The 15,393-nt window shown below is 60.9% G+C and carries 11 protein-coding genes and 1 pseudogene; 3 read left to right on the top strand and 9 right to left on the bottom strand.

Annotation, left to right across the window (positions count from 1 at the left end; genetic code table 11):
- Window positions 1–73 precede the first annotated feature (73 nt).
- The 3 genes from hutU to hutC all read right to left on the bottom strand — a co-directional run bounded on the left by hutU (window position 74) and on the right by hutC (window position 3,521).
- A complete protein-coding gene (gene hutU, locus ACWKV5_RS08830) occupies window positions 74–1,741 on the bottom strand; it encodes a urocanate hydratase (RefSeq protein ID WP_483840972.1) in 1,668 nt (555 codons plus the stop codon).
- A gap of 492 nt (window positions 1,742–2,233) precedes the next feature.
- On the bottom strand, window positions 2,234–2,800 hold the full coding sequence (locus ACWKV5_RS08825) for a HutD/Ves family protein (protein ID WP_483840971.1): 567 nt from the start codon (window positions 2,798–2,800) through the stop codon (window positions 2,234–2,236).
- Between the two features lie 10 nt (window positions 2,801–2,810).
- Complete coding sequence (hutC, locus tag ACWKV5_RS08820; protein WP_172825957.1) at window positions 2,811–3,521, bottom strand: histidine utilization transcriptional repressor HutC; 711 nt, start codon at window positions 3,519–3,521, stop codon at window positions 2,811–2,813.
- A gap of 146 nt (window positions 3,522–3,667) precedes the next feature.
- Here hutC and ACWKV5_RS08815 point away from each other — a divergent pair, with 146 nt between their 5' ends.
- Window positions 3,668–5,032 (top strand): formimidoylglutamate deiminase, encoded by a 1,365-nt coding sequence (locus tag ACWKV5_RS08815; RefSeq protein WP_483840970.1) that lies wholly within the window; start codon window positions 3,668–3,670, stop codon window positions 5,030–5,032.
- 119 nt (window positions 5,033–5,151) lie between these two features.
- Here the strand turns inward: ACWKV5_RS08815 and ACWKV5_RS08810 are convergent, their stop codons facing one another.
- Both ACWKV5_RS08810 and ACWKV5_RS08805 read right to left on the bottom strand, forming a co-directional pair.
- Entirely contained in the window at window positions 5,152–5,721 is a 570-nt protein-coding gene (locus ACWKV5_RS08810; RefSeq protein WP_483840969.1) for a lipocalin family protein, read from the bottom strand.
- A 31-nt stretch (window positions 5,722–5,752) separates the two neighbouring features.
- Window positions 5,753–6,007, bottom strand: coding sequence for a hypothetical protein (locus ACWKV5_RS08805; RefSeq protein WP_007949003.1), 255 nt, complete (start codon window positions 6,005–6,007; stop codon window positions 5,753–5,755).
- Window positions 6,008–6,290: 283 nt separating this feature from the next.
- Here ACWKV5_RS08805 and ACWKV5_RS08800 point away from each other — a divergent pair.
- Window positions 6,291–7,325, top strand: a pseudogene (locus ACWKV5_RS08800) (HAMP domain-containing protein); the annotation flags it as partial.
- Between the two features lie 93 nt (window positions 7,326–7,418).
- Window positions 7,419–8,183, top strand: coding sequence for a methyl-accepting chemotaxis protein (locus ACWKV5_RS08795; RefSeq protein WP_370694468.1), 765 nt, complete (start codon window positions 7,419–7,421; stop codon window positions 8,181–8,183).
- A 115-nt stretch (window positions 8,184–8,298) separates the two neighbouring features.
- Here the strand turns inward: ACWKV5_RS08795 and ACWKV5_RS08790 are convergent, their stop codons facing one another.
- The 4 genes from ACWKV5_RS08790 to ACWKV5_RS08775 all read right to left on the bottom strand — a co-directional run bounded on the left by ACWKV5_RS08790 (window position 8,299) and on the right by ACWKV5_RS08775 (window position 15,149).
- The gene (locus ACWKV5_RS08790; protein WP_483840968.1) at window positions 8,299–8,901 is read right to left on the bottom strand and encodes a DUF924 family protein; all 603 of its coding nucleotides are present in this window, start codon (window positions 8,899–8,901) and stop codon (window positions 8,299–8,301) included.
- A gap of 3 nt (window positions 8,902–8,904) precedes the next feature.
- Complete coding sequence (locus ACWKV5_RS08785) at window positions 8,905–9,915, bottom strand: class 1 fructose-bisphosphatase (protein WP_059181786.1); 1,011 nt, start codon at window positions 9,913–9,915, stop codon at window positions 8,905–8,907.
- Between the two features lie 285 nt (window positions 9,916–10,200).
- Window positions 10,201–11,574: a DUF3999 domain-containing protein gene (locus ACWKV5_RS08780; RefSeq protein ID WP_483840967.1), complete on the bottom strand. Its 1,374-nt coding sequence runs from the start codon at window positions 11,572–11,574 to the stop codon at window positions 10,201–10,203.
- Window positions 11,571–15,149, bottom strand: a complete 3,579-nt coding sequence (locus ACWKV5_RS08775) for a DUF2339 domain-containing protein (RefSeq protein ID WP_483840966.1) — start codon at window positions 15,147–15,149, stop codon at window positions 11,571–11,573. Before ACWKV5_RS08775 ends, ACWKV5_RS08780 begins: the two co-directional genes overlap by 4 nt.
- Window positions 15,150–15,393: the final 244 nt, after the last annotated feature.

The following is a 15,393-nucleotide window of genomic DNA, read 5'->3' as shown; positions in this document are numbered from 1 at the left end:
GTCATCACATCCAGCATCGATGTTGATTGACCCACCGCATTCGCGAGCAGGCTCGCTCCCACAGGTCTTGTTTTTATTTGCCAGTAATCATCGGCAGGTTCAGCCCTTGTTCCTTGGCGCAGTCGATCGCGATCTGATAACCCGCATCGGCGTGACGCATGACACCGGTCGCCGGGTCGTTGTGCAGTACGCGAGCAATACGCTCGGCCGCTTCGTCAGTACCATCGCAGACAATCACCATGCCCGAGTGCTGGGAGAAGCCCATGCCGACGCCGCCGCCGTGGTGCAGGGAAACCCAGGTCGCGCCGCTCGCGGTGTTCAGCAGCGCGTTGAGCAGTGGCCAGTCGGACACGGCATCGGAACCGTCCTGCATCGATTCGGTTTCGCGGTTCGGGCTGGCGACCGAACCGGAGTCCAGGTGGTCACGACCGATCACGATGGGCGCGGACAATTCACCGCTGCGCACCATTTCGTTGAACGCCAGGCCCAGCTTGGCGCGCAGGCCCAGACCAACCCAGCAGATACGCGCCGGCAAACCCTGGAAGCTGATGCGCTCGCGGGCCATGTCCAGCCAGTTGTGCAGGTGGGCGTCGTCCGGGATCAGCTCTTTAACTTTGGCGTCGGTCTTGTAGATGTCTTCGGCGTTGCCGGAGAGTGCAGCCCAACGGAATGGGCCGATGCCGCGGCAGAACAGTGGACGGATATAGGCCGGTACGAAGCCTGGGAAGTCGAATGCGTTTTCCACGCCTTCTTCCTGGGCCATCTGACGGATGTTGTTGCCGTAGTCGAAGGTCGGGATGCCCATTTTCTGGAAATCCAGCATCGCTTTAACGTGTACGGCCATCGATTGCTTGGCGGCTTTGACCACGGCAGCAGGCTCGGTCTTGGCGCGAGCGCGGTACTCTTCCCAGGTCCAGCCGGCTGGCAGGTAACCGTTGAGCGGGTCGTGGGCGCTGGTCTGGTCGGTGACCATGTCCGGGCGTACGCCACGACGAACCAGTTCCGGCAGGATTTCAGCGGCGTTACCCAGCAGCGCGATGGAAATCGCCTTGCCTTCTTTGGTGTATTTTTCAATGCGGGCCAGCGCGTCGTCGAGGTCTTTGGCCTGCTCGTCGACGTAGCGGCTGTTCAAGCGGAAATCGATGCTGACCTGCTGGCATTCGATGTTCAGCGAGCAAGCGCCAGCCAGGGTAGCGGCCAGAGGTTGAGCGCCGCCCATGCCGCCCAGACCAGCGGTCAGGACCCAACGACCTTTCAGGTCATCGTTGTAGTGTTGGCGACCGGCTTCGACGAAAGTTTCGTAGGTGCCCTGAACGATGCCCTGGCTGCCGATGTAGATCCAGCTGCCGGCGGTCATCTGGCCGTACATGGCCAGGCCTTTGGCGTCGAGCTCGTTGAAGTGTTCCCAGCTCGCCCAGTGTGGCACCAGGTTGGAGTTGGCGATCAGCACGCGCGGTGCATTGGTGTGGGTCTTGAACACGCCGACTGGCTTGCCGGATTGCACCAGCAGGGTCTCGTCGTCGTTCAAGTTGGTCAGGCTCTCGACGATCTTGTCGTAGCATTCCCAGTTACGTGCTGCACGACCGATACCACCGTAAACCACCAGTTCTTTAGGGTTCTCGGCGACTTCCGGGTCGAGGTTGTTCATCAGCATGCGCAGCGGCGCTTCGGTCAGCCAGCTCTTGGCGGTCAGCTTGTTACCGCGTGCGGCACGGATTTCAACATCACGAAATTTAGTCACGAAAAGAACTCCTCAGCAATCAATCCAAAACCAACCCAGGCAGTGGGCGAGCAAGCCGATGGGCATCAGTGCACACCGGCGAATCAGTGGACGACGGTTGAGCCTTCGTGACTCATACGCATACGTCTTTACTTGTACATACAAGCATATGCAATCAAGCGGCCAACTTGTTGGATGGGTGTTCAAGAAAAGTTTTGGAGGGGCTGGGAGGCTTGTAGATCAAGGGTTTTGGCGGAGATGAAATTTTTCGGGGGGGAGATTGCGCGAGGGGGAGTAGCTGTTACTTGAGCGCGGCTTTGCGCCACGCTGGGGCGTTCGGTAACAAGATGGTGCGCGTTGGGGAACAGGAGGAAAGACCGCTTTTTGTGGCGAGGGGGCTTGCCCCCGTTCGGCTGCGCAGCAGTCGCAAAATTGTTGTAGTGATGGGGGGGGCGGCTTCGCCACCCAACGGGGGCAAGCCCCCTCGCCACATTAGATTTGTTCAGCAGTTAATCAGCGTGCTGTCAGCTCGATCACGCAACACTGGCCGCTAAGGGAGACTTCCAGCAGACCAACGTTACCGTCGAGTTGCAGGCAATCATGGCGACCGAGTTGTGAGGCGCTGTTACCGACCTTCACTTCAATTTCGTCGGTGACACCGAACACGAGCACCGTACCCGCCGAACTGAAAAACCGCTGCTCACCCGCCAGCCACTGCAACCGCGCGCTGTAACGCTGCGGCGCATAAATCAGGTTGAAGTCGCGGATCGGCCCGCCGAGCAATGTGCAGGACACTTCGCTCTCACCACTGAAGGCAAACGGGTGCAGCGGTAACAACGGATGCGTGTCCTGGCCATCGACCCGCAAGGTCATGCCGTCACCTTGCAGCACGGTGATGACCCGCTCGTAACCGGTGAATGTCGAGAAGTCCCCCGACTCGCCGATGTCGGCAATCGACAGGCGCCAGCCGAAACCCTCAAGGCCAACGCCCGCATCGCGGGTGATTTCTTCAGTGCTGCCGCCGCCGTTTTTCCAGGGCATGCGTGGGTAATCTTTGGCGCGTAAAACCTTGGATTTCATTTGTGGCTCTCTATTTATGAAACCGACCTTCCAGACGATGACGGGAACCGGGGTGGATCAAACGGGCGGCGGTCACTGGCTGACGGCCGGACCAGGTGCGGCGACGAATCAGCAGGCACGGCTCGCCCTTTTCAATCTGCAGCAACTTGCACTCGGACGCCTCGGCCAGAATCGCCTCGACCACGTGCTCGCCTTCCGTCAGCGGCGCGACCTGGTTCAGGTAGGCGTACGGCGTTTGCAGGGTGAAATCCTGCTTGAGGTATTCCGGGGCGACCAGCGCGTTGACGAAACGGTCTTCGATTTGCACCGGGATATCGTTTTCGAAATGCACGATCAGCGAGTGGAAAACCTTCTGGCCTTCGCGCATATCGAGCGCCAACGCACGTTCGGAGCCGGCAGCCTCTTCTTCAAGGGTGATCACCTTGCAAGTATGGCGATGGCCACGGGAGGCGATCTCGTCGGCGATGTTGTGCACTTCAAACAGCGCGGACTGGCTTTTTGGCTCGGCGACGAACGTGCCCACGCCTTGCATGCGCACCAACAGACCGTCGGCGGTCATCTCGCGCAATGCGCGGTTGATGGTCATGCGGCTGAAACCCAACTGGCTGACCAGCTCGCTTTCCGACGGAACGCGGTAGTGCGGCGGCCAGTTTCCACTGTCGATTTGCTGGGTGATCATCTGTTTGACGCGGGCGTACAAGGGCGCCGGACTGTCGCCCATGTTCGCGGCCAACGGTGACACTTGGGGCGGAGTCGGCACGGTTAATCCCTGTTCATTTGATAAAGGTTGCTAGCTTGCCGGAGTTTACCGAGCAGGCAAACGTCTGTATATGTATATACAAATAACACACGATGGGGTGCTGAACCATGTCCGCCTTCTTTGCCGAACGCGCGCTGCTGCCTAGTGGATGGGCCAACAATGTACGTCTTGAGGTCAGCGCCGAGGGCGTATTGACCCATATCCAGGCCGATTCCCACGCAGATGGCGCCGAACGGCTAAGCGGTCCGCTGCTGCCGGGTATGCCGAATCTGCACTCCCATGCCTTCCAGCGGGCGATGGCCGGCTTGGCGGAAGTCGCGGGTAATCCGAACGACAGTTTCTGGACCTGGCGCGATTTGATGTATCGCCTCGTCGGAAAAATCAGCCCGGACCAACTCGGCGTGATCGCCCGTCAGCTGTACATCGAAATGCTCAAGGCCGGTTACACCTCGGTCGCGGAATTTCATTACGTGCACCACGACACCAACGGCCAGACTTACGCAGACCCGGCTGAACTGGCACTGCGCATCAGCCAGGCCGCCCGCTCCGCCGGTATCGGCCTGACCCTGCTGCCGGTGCTCTACAGCCATTCCGGATTCGGTGGCCAGACACCCAACGAAGGCCAGCGCCGCTTTATCAACAGCACCGAAAACTACCTGAAACTTCAGTCGCGCTTGCAGCCGATCCTGGCGCAGCAACCGGCGCAGTCGCTGGGCTTGTGCTTCCACTCGTTGCGCGCAGTCACACCACAACAGATCAGCGAAGTGCTGGCCGCCAGCGACAAGCAATGCCCGGTGCACATTCACATTGCCGAACAGCAGAAGGAAGTCGACGACTGCCTGACCTGGAGCGGTCGTCGTCCGCTGCAATGGCTGTACGAAAACACCGAAGTCGATCAGCGCTGGTGCCTGGTTCACGCCACTCACGCCAATGCCGAAGAAGTCACGCTGATGGCCAAGAGTCGCGCCATTGCCGGTTTGTGCCTGACCACCGAAGCCAACCTTGGCGACGGGATTTTCCCGGCGGTGGATTTCCTCGCTCAGGGCGGACGCATGGGCATCGGCTCCGACAGCCATGTGTCGTTGAGCGTGGTGGAAGAATTGCGCTGGCTGGAATACGGCCAGCGTCTGCGCGATCAGCGGCGTAATCGTTTGTATGGCGCGGAGCAACCGATGGTCGGTCGCACGCTGTACGACGCAGCATTGGATGGCGGAGCTCAGGCGCTGGGTCAGCCGATTGGCGCATTGGAAGTCGGTAAGCGTGCGGATTGGCTGGTGCTGGACGGTAACGATCCGTACCTGGCGACGGCCAGTGGCGACGGGATTCTGAATCGTTGGTTGTTTGCCGGTGGTGATCGTCAGGTTCGCGATGTGCTGGTCAATGGCCAGTGGGTGGTGCGCAACGGGCGTCATGCCGCGGAAGAAGAAAGCAACCGCGCGTTCACCCAGGTCCTGCGCGATCTCCTGAGCTAACCCCAAACAACTGTGGGAGCGAGCCTGCTCGCGAAGGGGCCATCAGATTCAACAGAGATGTTGACTGACAGTCCGCCTTCGCGAGCAGGCTCGCTCCCACACTTGCTATGCGCTAACCGTCAGTTCGAGGTCTTGGCCATCTGCGTATCCGTCGCACGCCAGATAAGCCGCGTGGTGTCGTAACCCTGCTGACGCGCCTTGCTCAGCAATTCCTCTCGCACTACGCCATTGACCTTCGGAGTCCGCGACAGCAGCCACAGGTACTTGCGACTCGGGTCACCCACAATGGCCGTCTTGTAGTCATCGCTGACGTACAACACCCAGTATTCGCCCTTCGCCGTACCGGGCAGCAGTCGAGAAAACCAGGTATCGAACTCGACCCACAGCTTGTCGAATTTACCCGGCACCTGTGGATAAGCCGTGCCCTTGACCTCTTCCCACTGCCACTGCGGCGTCAGGCAGCGGTTCAACACCGCCATGTTGCCGTCAGGCTTGAGGCTGTAATGGGCTTCGGACTGCGCGCAGTCGCGCTGGAAATACATCGGCAGGCGAGCCAACTCGTACCAGGTTCCCTGGTAACGCTTGAGGTTGACGCTGTTGACGGTTTTTGGCGCCAGCGAATCATGGCCAGAAGTGGCGCAGCCAGCCAATACCAGGCCGGCAAAAAGTACGAGTAATAACCGCTTCATTGTTTTTCTCCCGTGGGCGCAACGCCCCGGTTTACTTCAGGCCTTGGCCGGAAAACATCAATACTTTGTCACCGGCGTACTGCACGCTGATAAAGCTGTTTTTGTCGCCCCAGGTGCAGCTGGACATGCCGAGCGCGCCCGAGCAATCAGCAGGTTTACCCAACAACGTTTCGACCTCGGCCTTAGGCATGCCGGTCGACAGTTTCGAGTAGTTTTCCTGATTGACCTTGCTGCATGCGGCCAACAACACGCAGAACGAGAGCAAGGCGAGAGATCGCAACGACATGGTGAAACTCCTGGAGCGAAGGGGAATGGCATGGCTGCCAAGCTGAAGCTTAGAAGAGAAAACCCCCATCTGGTTCCCCGACCGCGACGCTATTTATCAGGCCACTCGTCTGCCTTTTTTCGAAAAATCAGCCACTTTCTTGCGCCATTGCGTCATTCGTCAGTTTTTGCACAAAGGTGCCTAATCTTTGGCGCTGGCCAGTCGACATAGAAGCAGCGTAAAGCCCTCGACTGTGGCGAATTGACGCCCCTCGCTGATCAGCCCCTCCGCGGTAGTGCACTTAATGACCAGAAACATGAAATTCAGCCACAAGATCTTGCTGGCAGCCGCCCTCGTGGTCGCCGTCGCGTTCGCCTGCTTTATCCTGTTCAACGACTACCGCCAGCGCCAGACCCTGCGCAGCAGTACCGAATCCTCGATGCAGGAACTCGGCAGCCTGACCACCAGCAACATCCAGACCTGGCTGGAAAGCCGTATCCAGTTGCTGCAATCGTTATCCCAGCAGATCGCCGTGGATGGCAGCGCACCCGCCAGCCTGAAACGCGCCATCGACCTGCCGGCCTACACCAGCAACTTCCAGCTGAGCTATTTCGGCGGCACTGACGGTGTGATGTTCTCGATCCCGGCCGGCAATCGGGCTGCCGACTACGATCCTCGCGCCCGTGGCTGGTACAAGGCCGCCAACAGCGCGCAACAGACCATCGTCACCGAACCGTACATCGCCGCGTCTTCGGGCAAACTGGTGATCACCGTCGCCACGCCCGTGAAGAATCAGGGCCAGATGATCGGCGTTGCCGGTGCGGACATCGACTTGTCCAGCGTCAGCGCGATCATCAACTCGCTGAACTTCGGCGGCCACGGCCATGCGTTTATCGTCAGCGCCGACGGCAAGATCCTGATCCACCCGGACAGCAAACTGGTGCTCAAAGGACTGGCCGACGCCTATCCGAACGGCGCGCCGAAAGTCAGCCCGGGCCTGAAAGAAGTCGAGTTCGACGGCAAGACCCAGTTCATCTCCTTTACCCACGTCAACGGCGTGCCGTCGGCGGACTGGTACGTGGCACTGGTGCTGGATCAGGACACCGCGTTCTCGATGCTCAGTGAATTCCGCACCTCGGCGATCATCGCCATGGTCATCGCCGTGGTGATCATCATCGCGTTGCTGGGCATGCTGATCAGCTTCCTGATGCAGCCGCTGCTGACCATGGGCCGCGCGATGCATGACATCGCCGAAGGTGAAGGTGACCTGACCAAACGCCTGACCATCCACGGCCAGGACGAATTCGGCGCACTGGGCACCTCGTTCAACCGTTTTGTAGAGCGTATTCACACCTCGATTCGCGAAGTGTCCTCGGCCACCGGCCAGGTCAACGAAGTGGCCCTGCGTGTGGTGGCGGCTTCCAACTCTTCGATGTTCAACTCCGACCAGCAAGCTTCGCGCACCAGCAGCGTGGCTGCAGCGATCAACCAACTGGGCGCCGCCGCCCAGGAAATCGCCCAGAACGCCGCCCTCGCCTCGCAACACTCCAGCGATGCCCGGGCCCTGGCTGAAGATGGTCAGCAAGTCGTGGACAAGACCATCGCGGCGATGCAGCAGCTGTCGGCGAAGATCAGCGATTCGTGCGGCAACATCGAAACGCTCAACAGCAACACCGTGAACATCGGACAGATTCTGGAAGTGATCACCAGCATCTCCCAGCAGACCAACTTGCTGGCCCTGAACGCGGCCATCGAAGCGGCTCGTGCCGGTGAAGCCGGTCGTGGTTTTGCCGTGGTGGCGGACGAGGTGCGCAACCTCGCCCACCGCACTCAGGATTCGGCGCAGCAAGTGCAGAAGATGATCGAGGAGCTGCAAGTCGGCGCCCGTGAAGCGGTGAGCACCATGACCGACAGCCAGCGCCAGAGCGAAAGCAGCGTCGGCATCGCTAACCAGGCCGGCGAACGCCTGGGCAGCGTGACGCAGCGCATTGGTGAAATCGACGGGATGAACCAGTCGGTGGCGACGGCGACGGAAGAGCAGACCGCTGTGGTGGAGTCGATCAACGTCGACATCACCGAGATCAACACCTTGAACCAGGAAGGGGTGGAGAACTTGCAGTCGACCTTGCGTGCGTGTGCGGATCTTGAGCAGCAGGCGGCGCGGTTGAAGCAGCTGGTGGGTAGCTTCCGGATCTAAGTTGCTTTTCAGGGCCCCTTCGCGATCAGGCTCGCTCCCACATTTGATTTGTGTCGTTCACAAATCCCCTGTGAGCGAGCCTGCTCGCGAAGACAGCATCAGCCGCAATGAAACTTTAGAACCTGGATCCAGGCCGGGAAAGAAACGCCAACTCCTCAGCCGTCGACTCCCTTCCCGACACCGCATTGCGATGCGGAAACCGTCCAAACCGCGCAATCACGTCCCGATGCCGCTCGGCATAATCCAGGTAATCGCTGAACAGCGCCCGATCGATCTCTGGTTGTTGCGCCACCAATTCGATGTAGCGCGAGACGCCTTCATTCTGCACTGCGAGGTTTTCGCTGTGCTCGAACACCAGATAGATGAACACACGCTGAATCGGCAGCAACTGCTGATCAAAATCCGCAGCAATGCCTTGCGCCACCAGTGCCTGAGCCCTGAAGTCGCCGGAAAAGGATTTGGGAGTGTCGCGATAGATCATTCGCGGGAGTTGATCGAGCAGCAGCACCAGAGCCAGCCAACCTTCAGGGCGTTGCGCCCAGTCAGTCAATCCGCCGGCCAGTGCCTGCTCGACCCAGTCCCCGAAACGCGTTTGCGCTTCGAGGTCCTGGCTGTCGCGCTTGCCGAACCATAACTTGCCCTTGGCGGCCGCTGTTTCTTTCGCTGATCCGGAAGTTCCGAACCACCAATCGAGCAACGGCTGCCATGGCGCGGTCATGGTTTAGGCCTTGTGGTAAGCCGTGACGCGTTCGACTTCTTCTTTCGAACCGAGGAACACCGCGACACGCTGGTGCAGGCCGTCCGGCTTGATGTCGAGGATGCGCTGATGGCCATCGGTGGAAGCGCCGCCAGCCTGTTCAACCAGGAACGACATCGGGTTGGCTTCGTACATCAGGCGCAGTTTGCCCGGCTTCGATGGCTCGCGGCTGTCGCGCGGGTACATGAACAGACCGCCACGGGTCAGGATGCGGTGCACGTCCGCGACCATCGCGGCGACCCAACGCATGTTGTAGTTCTTTTTCAGCGGGCCTTCTTCGCCAGCCAGCAGTTCGCCGACGTAACGTTGTACCGGGGCTTCCCAGTGACGCTGGTTGGAGGCGTTGATCGCGAATTCCTGAGTGGAGGTCGGGATCTTGATGTCTTCGTGAGTCAGTACGAAGCTGCCCATTTCACGGTCCAGGGTGAAGCCTTTTACGCCATCACCCAGGGTCAGGATCAGCATGGTCTGTGGACCGTAGATCGCGTAACCGGCAGCCACTTGCTCGGTGCCTGGCTGCAGGAAAGCCTTTTCGTTCAAAGGCTCGTTCTGGCTCAGGTATTCGTTCGGGCAACGCAGCACCGAGAAAATCGTACCGACCGGCGCGTTGATGTCGATGTTCGACGAACCGTCCAGCGGGTCGAATACCAGCAGGTACGCACCTTTCGGGTACTTGCCCGGGATCTGGTAGGCATTGTCCATTTCTTCGGACGCCATGCCGGCCAGGTGACCGCCCCATTCGTTGGCTTCGAGCAGGATCTCGTTGGAGATCACGTCGAGTTTCTTCTGCACTTCACCTTGGACGTTTTCAGTGCCCATGCTGCCCAGAACACCACCGAGGGCGCCTTTGGACACGGCGTGGTTGATCTCTTTGCAAGCACGCGCCACCACTTCGATCAGGAAACGCAGATCGGCAGGGGTGTTGTTGCTACGGGTCTGCTCAATCAAATAGCGACTCAGGGTAACGCGGGACATGGAAGGCTCCGGTGGAATGGGGGGCTAAAAACCCGCGCAGTTTAACGCGAGTCGAGGCGCATTTCCTCCTATCAGACGTGATACGCCCAAGAGAGTTCATGTGCCGGTTTGAGCGTAGTTCGAAACGGGGCGGATGCAGACCTGCGGCAGGGGGCAGTTTCAAGGTATTTGGCGTTTTGAAGATCGCTTTCGCGAGCAGGCTCGCTCCCACAATGGATCTCCAATGTTCACAGGATCAGTGTGGGAGCGAGCCTGCTCGCGAATGGCGCGTAGCGCCAGCCATTCTCAGTGTGAGGCCGGGGGCTTGCGCAGCAAGCTGAACGCCATCGCCGCCAGGAACAGCACACTCAGCAACAACACCGCCCACAGCCCGAATTTCTTCCAGTTTGTACCCGCCGTCGCCGTCGTGGTCACCGTCGAAGTCGACGTCACCACTGCCCCGCCGTCCACCGTTGCCTTGCCCAAGCTCGCCAGTTTCTGCGCGCTGTAATCCGGGATCAGTGTCGACAGCGGCAAGCTCGCCGCTTTCACCGTCGCATTGCCCAGCGCCAGCGTGTAAGGCCCGGGGCCACGCGCCAGGAACACCAATTGCGTCGAACGCACGGCGAACTTCAGTGTCGGCGCTTCGGCTCCCAAGCCACCACCGCGCTCATCCACCACCAACTTCAACTGCTGCACAGTCTGCCCCGGCAACTGCAATTCGTTCTGCACCACGTCCTGGCCATTCTGGGTCAAGCGATACAGCAAACCGCTGCCCAGCGGCTGCCACGGCAAGCTGCTCTCGCGGCGACCCGACAACGCCACCGGCGCCAGACTGTTGGGCTGACTCAGCTCGACCTGCACCCGTTCGACATTCAGCCCCATCGGCAACTGCCAAGTGTATTCACCGGCCTTCGCGCTGCTGCCGGCCAACGGTTGCGACCAGACCAACGGCAGCGGCAGGCTGCGGGTGCTGGCGCTTTCCAGCTGCGCCGAGGTCAGCGCTGGCGCCGATTGCGGCGAATTCCATAGCAAGCGCAAATAACGCGCCGATTGCCCCGGCAGCCCGACTTCATGCTGCTCGACCCGTTCGTCGGCAAACGTCAGCCGTGCGACCTGCCCTTCGCCCCACGACTGCCAATGCTGCAAGTCGTCGCTGGCCTCGATGGAAAAACGCTGGAAGCCGTCACGCTCGCTGGTCCAGTCGAGGACCAATTGCTGCAGCGGCGCCTTGATGCCGCTGGCATCGAGCAACCAGCCGCGCAGGACTTCTTCGCCCGCTTCCAATTGGCTGGACGGCTGTACTTCGACCAGCGTGCCGTTGGCACTCGATTGCACTCGCACGCTGGGCGCGCGCTCGGTGGAATCCGCCGAGTTGTACAACGGGAACCACTTCACGTCGGTCAGCGTGCGATTTTCGCGGGTCTGGGCCGACTCGCGCGCCAAGGCATACCCCTGAACCTGACCGGCGGCGTTGAACACACGCACATCACTCAGGTCGGTTTGCCGCGCATTCAACTGCACGCTCAACGGCAATTCGAGTCGATACCACGGGCCGTCGCCGCTCACGGACAACGGCACTTGAGTGGTGAAATCCGCCGGTTGCTCCTGGGCACCGACAGACAGCGATACACCCAGCGCCACCGCGCCCAACCAGCCCAGGTTCTGCTTCTGACTCAAGACGACACTCCTTCGGTTTCCGGGGCCGGTTTTTCAGACTCCGGCACAGCCTCGACGCGTTTGGGCGGCAGCGGCGCGAAATAGCCCACCACCAGCAGCAACACGCCTACGCCGATAAACGACACGATCCGCGCGAGCCCGCCGCGGTTACTCAATTCGACAAAGAACAGCTTGGCCACCACCACGCCAATCAACGCCGCACCGATCAGCCAGACCTCGCGACGATGGCGCAAATGGCCGCCGATCATCAGGCTCAGCGCCATCAGGGTCCAGACGATGGACAGCCCGGCCTGCACCAGCATCGAGTCCAGCAAGGCATCGAATTCGAACGGCACACCGCCCCAATGGTGCGCGGTGCGCATCACCAACGCGGTGAAGAACACGAACAGCGAAACCCCGGCGATCAACTGCGTGGCGTGCTCGGCGTAGTCCTTGCGAATCCCCAGCTGTGTCACCGCGCTGCGCGACCAGACGTAGACGCCGAACAGCGCAAACAGCAGGCCCAACTCCAGCGGGTTGATCAGCGGCACATACGGCAGCGGTTCGGCGGTGCCGTCGCTGACCACGTTCGCCAGCCAGAACCAGCCGAGCATCAGCAACGCCAACGGTGCGGCCGCATACAGTCGGTACTCGCGGGGATACGCCGACACCGGCCACGGCCAAGTACGCGGCGCCGCCATCAGCACCAGGTACAGACTCGGCAGAATCGCCCAGCCCAACCAGCGCCAGGCGTTGTACTGCTCGGACAACAACAGCAAGCCGTAACGCAGTTCCAACGCCAGCACGCCGATCAACAACCAGCAACCGAGCACATGCGCGGTGCTGACCGCGCGCGCCAGCAACATCGGCGCCAGTCGTTTCAGCGAGACGAAATGCACGACGAACACCGCTGCCCAGGCCAACCCGCCAAAACTGGCCGCCGGGTGGTAACGCGAATGCCACGCCGCCAGCAACACCACGCCCGCCACTGGTATCAGCAAGGTGCAGAGCAAACCCAGCGAAGACCATTTCAAGCGCAGTGCCAACAGCGTCCACAGCGCCACGCTGATAGCCGCGACTGCCAGCAACATCGGCGCTTGCAAGTTCACCGGCGCAAAGCGCAGCACTTCACTGACCCACGCCAGCGCCCACCAGCCCGCGCCCCACACCAGCAGCACTTCGGACAAACGCTGCAGGCTCAACACATCGAACGCCGAAGCATGGTTGCCCAATTGCAATCGCCAGGCCCCGACCAGCGCCGCCAAACCCAGTACCAACGGCGTCCAGAAACCGCTGTGCGCCAGCGGCTTCAGCCCCTCGCTGGCCAACGGTCCAAGCAGGTCCGGCCCGGCAAACAGGAACGCCGCGCCGCCAATCACCTGCAACAGCAAACCGAAGACAAAACTCACGCGCTGCTTCAGATACAGGCTCAACCAGATGATGAACAAACCACTGGCCGCCCACACCGCGCTCGCGGTCTGCCATGGCAGCACGAACAGCACCGCGAGATTGATCAGCACCAGGCCGGCCAGCAACACCACCGACAAGCCGCGCAACAACCGCACGTCGCTGCGCACCATCTCATCGCGCGCAGCCAGCAGCATGCCGGCGATCAACGCCAGGCCGATCAGCGAGGCACTGAGCAAACCGCTCCAGCCGGCACTGAATACCGCCGCAGATTCACCGCCAGCACCTTGCAGGCGCAGCAGAAACAACGCGCCCCCGAGTAATTGCACCGCAAACGCGGTGAACAGGAACGTGCGCGATTGCAGGCGCAGCCCCACAAACAACGTCGCCAGACCGGCCAGCGCCCAGCTGATCGCCGTACCGTGGGTGAAGAAAAACAACGGCGCCAGCAGGTAAAGAAACGTCAGGCCGAGGCTAGCCAGAACCGGCAGCCCTTTGCGTTCCCATTGCGCCGTGTGCTCCGGCGAGGCTTGGCGCAATTGGTAGAAGCTGAACAGCAACGCCACGCCGAGCATCAACGCGCCCAACGGTGCGCCGTCGAGCAGGCTGCTTTCGCCGATCCGCAGTTCGCTGAGAAACGCCAGCGCCGAGCCCAATTGCAGCAGCAAGGCAAAGGCCCTGGCCAAAGGACGTTGCTGACGCAGGCCGAGCCAGAAAATCCCGGCACCTTCGACGGCCCAGGCAGCAGACGTCCAGCGCGCATCGAGCCCCAACGGGATCGCCAGGCTGGCGAAGATCACGCCCAGCGCCAGACAGGTTTCCGCCAGCAATAACGCGCGCCCGCCCATCAGCAAACGGGCCAGGCCCATGTAGATCATGCCCAGCGCCAATGCGCTGAACGCGGCGGCAAACTCAAGGTGCTGGACCAGTGCGAACTGCAAGCCGAAGCCCACCAGCGGCGGGCCAAACAGCATCGTGCCGTCGACGTAATCGCCCTTGCGCGCCGACCAGCGCAGCAGTGCCTCGCGACTGTCGTCCTCGGGCGCATCGCTCATTTCCAGCAACTTGCGCCGGGCGAACAACAGGCCGATGGCCAGGTACATCAGGAAAAACAGAATCAGGAACGGCTCGGTGCTCCACAGCAACTCTGGCGTGTAGGAACGCAGACCCCAAACGAAACCGATGCCGAACGTGCCGACAAAACCGATCAGGTTGAGCAAACGCCAGGCCTTGAACCAGGCAATGGCGAGGATGCCGGCGTTGAGCAAGGCAAAGTAGCTGAACAGCGCGACATGGTTGCCGGCGCCAGTGGACGTGAGAATCGGCGCAGCAAAACCGCCCAGCGCGGCGGCGCAGGCCAGCGCCAGGGAATCCTGGGTGATCGCCAGAATGGCCGAGAACACCGTCACCGCCACCAACAAGCCGAGCGCCGCCGTTGGATCAAGCAGCGGATGCAAACGCATGGCGGCGAACACCGTCAGGTACAGCACGGCAATGCCGGTGCCTTGCAGCATCAACGCGTAATTGGTGTTGCGATGACGCAGCCACCAGCCCAGACCGAGCAGGCCCAATGCCGCCGCCGCAACCCCGGCGTAACGCAGCTCAATCGGCACCACCATGCCTTCGGTCGCGTAACGCAGCAGAAAGGCCAGACCGAGGAACAACAGCACCACGCCGACCCGCAGCACGGTGTTGCCACCGAATAGCCAGGCGCGGGCACCGCTGATGGCGCGATCGATGAAGTTGGGGCCGCGCGGGATGGCAGGTTCGCGTGCAACCGGCTCGGGTTTCCAGACATCGGCCGGCAGCGGCTGACTGGTTTCAGTCGCCGCAGCGGTGGTCGGTTCGAGTTCGGCAGGGAGGTCCCAGATTAGCTCAGGGGTTTCGGCAGGGATTTCGTCGAGGGTAAATTCAGGAGGTGCAACGGACTCGCTGGCGATCGGTTCGCTGGTTTCCGGCGCGTTGACGCCAGACACTTCGAGCAAGGCCAGACGTTGCTGCACGGCATTCAGCGCAACTTGCGTTTGCTGCAGCAGAAGGTGCTGCTCGGCCGCTTTTGTACCCAGACGGGCGATGTGAATGGCTTGGCCAATACCCAAGCCGAGCAACGCGCCCAATAGCGCATCACTGAATGACTCGTCGAGTATCCAGCCAAGCACCAGCCCAATCAGCATGAAAATCCATTGCATGGTCGATATCCCTAAGCGGCCCCGCGATGGGGCGAGTCCGGCAAGGCAGCATTGGCTGAGTTTAGTGTGAAACCACACAAACCTGTGGGAGCGAGCCTGCTCGCGAAAGCGGACTGACTTTCAACATCGATGCTGAATGTCAGTCCGCTTTCGCGAGCAGGCTCGCTCCCACAATGGATTGCCAATGCATGCAACCCGGCGTAACCGGTGCTTAGTATATCGGCCAGGCCCAACGCACGTCGGG

The sequence above is a fragment of the Pseudomonas oplopanacis genome, assembly GCF_057128725.1.
The sequence above is the reverse complement of the archived record's forward strand: the minus strand, read 5'-3'. Positions and strand labels throughout refer to the sequence as shown.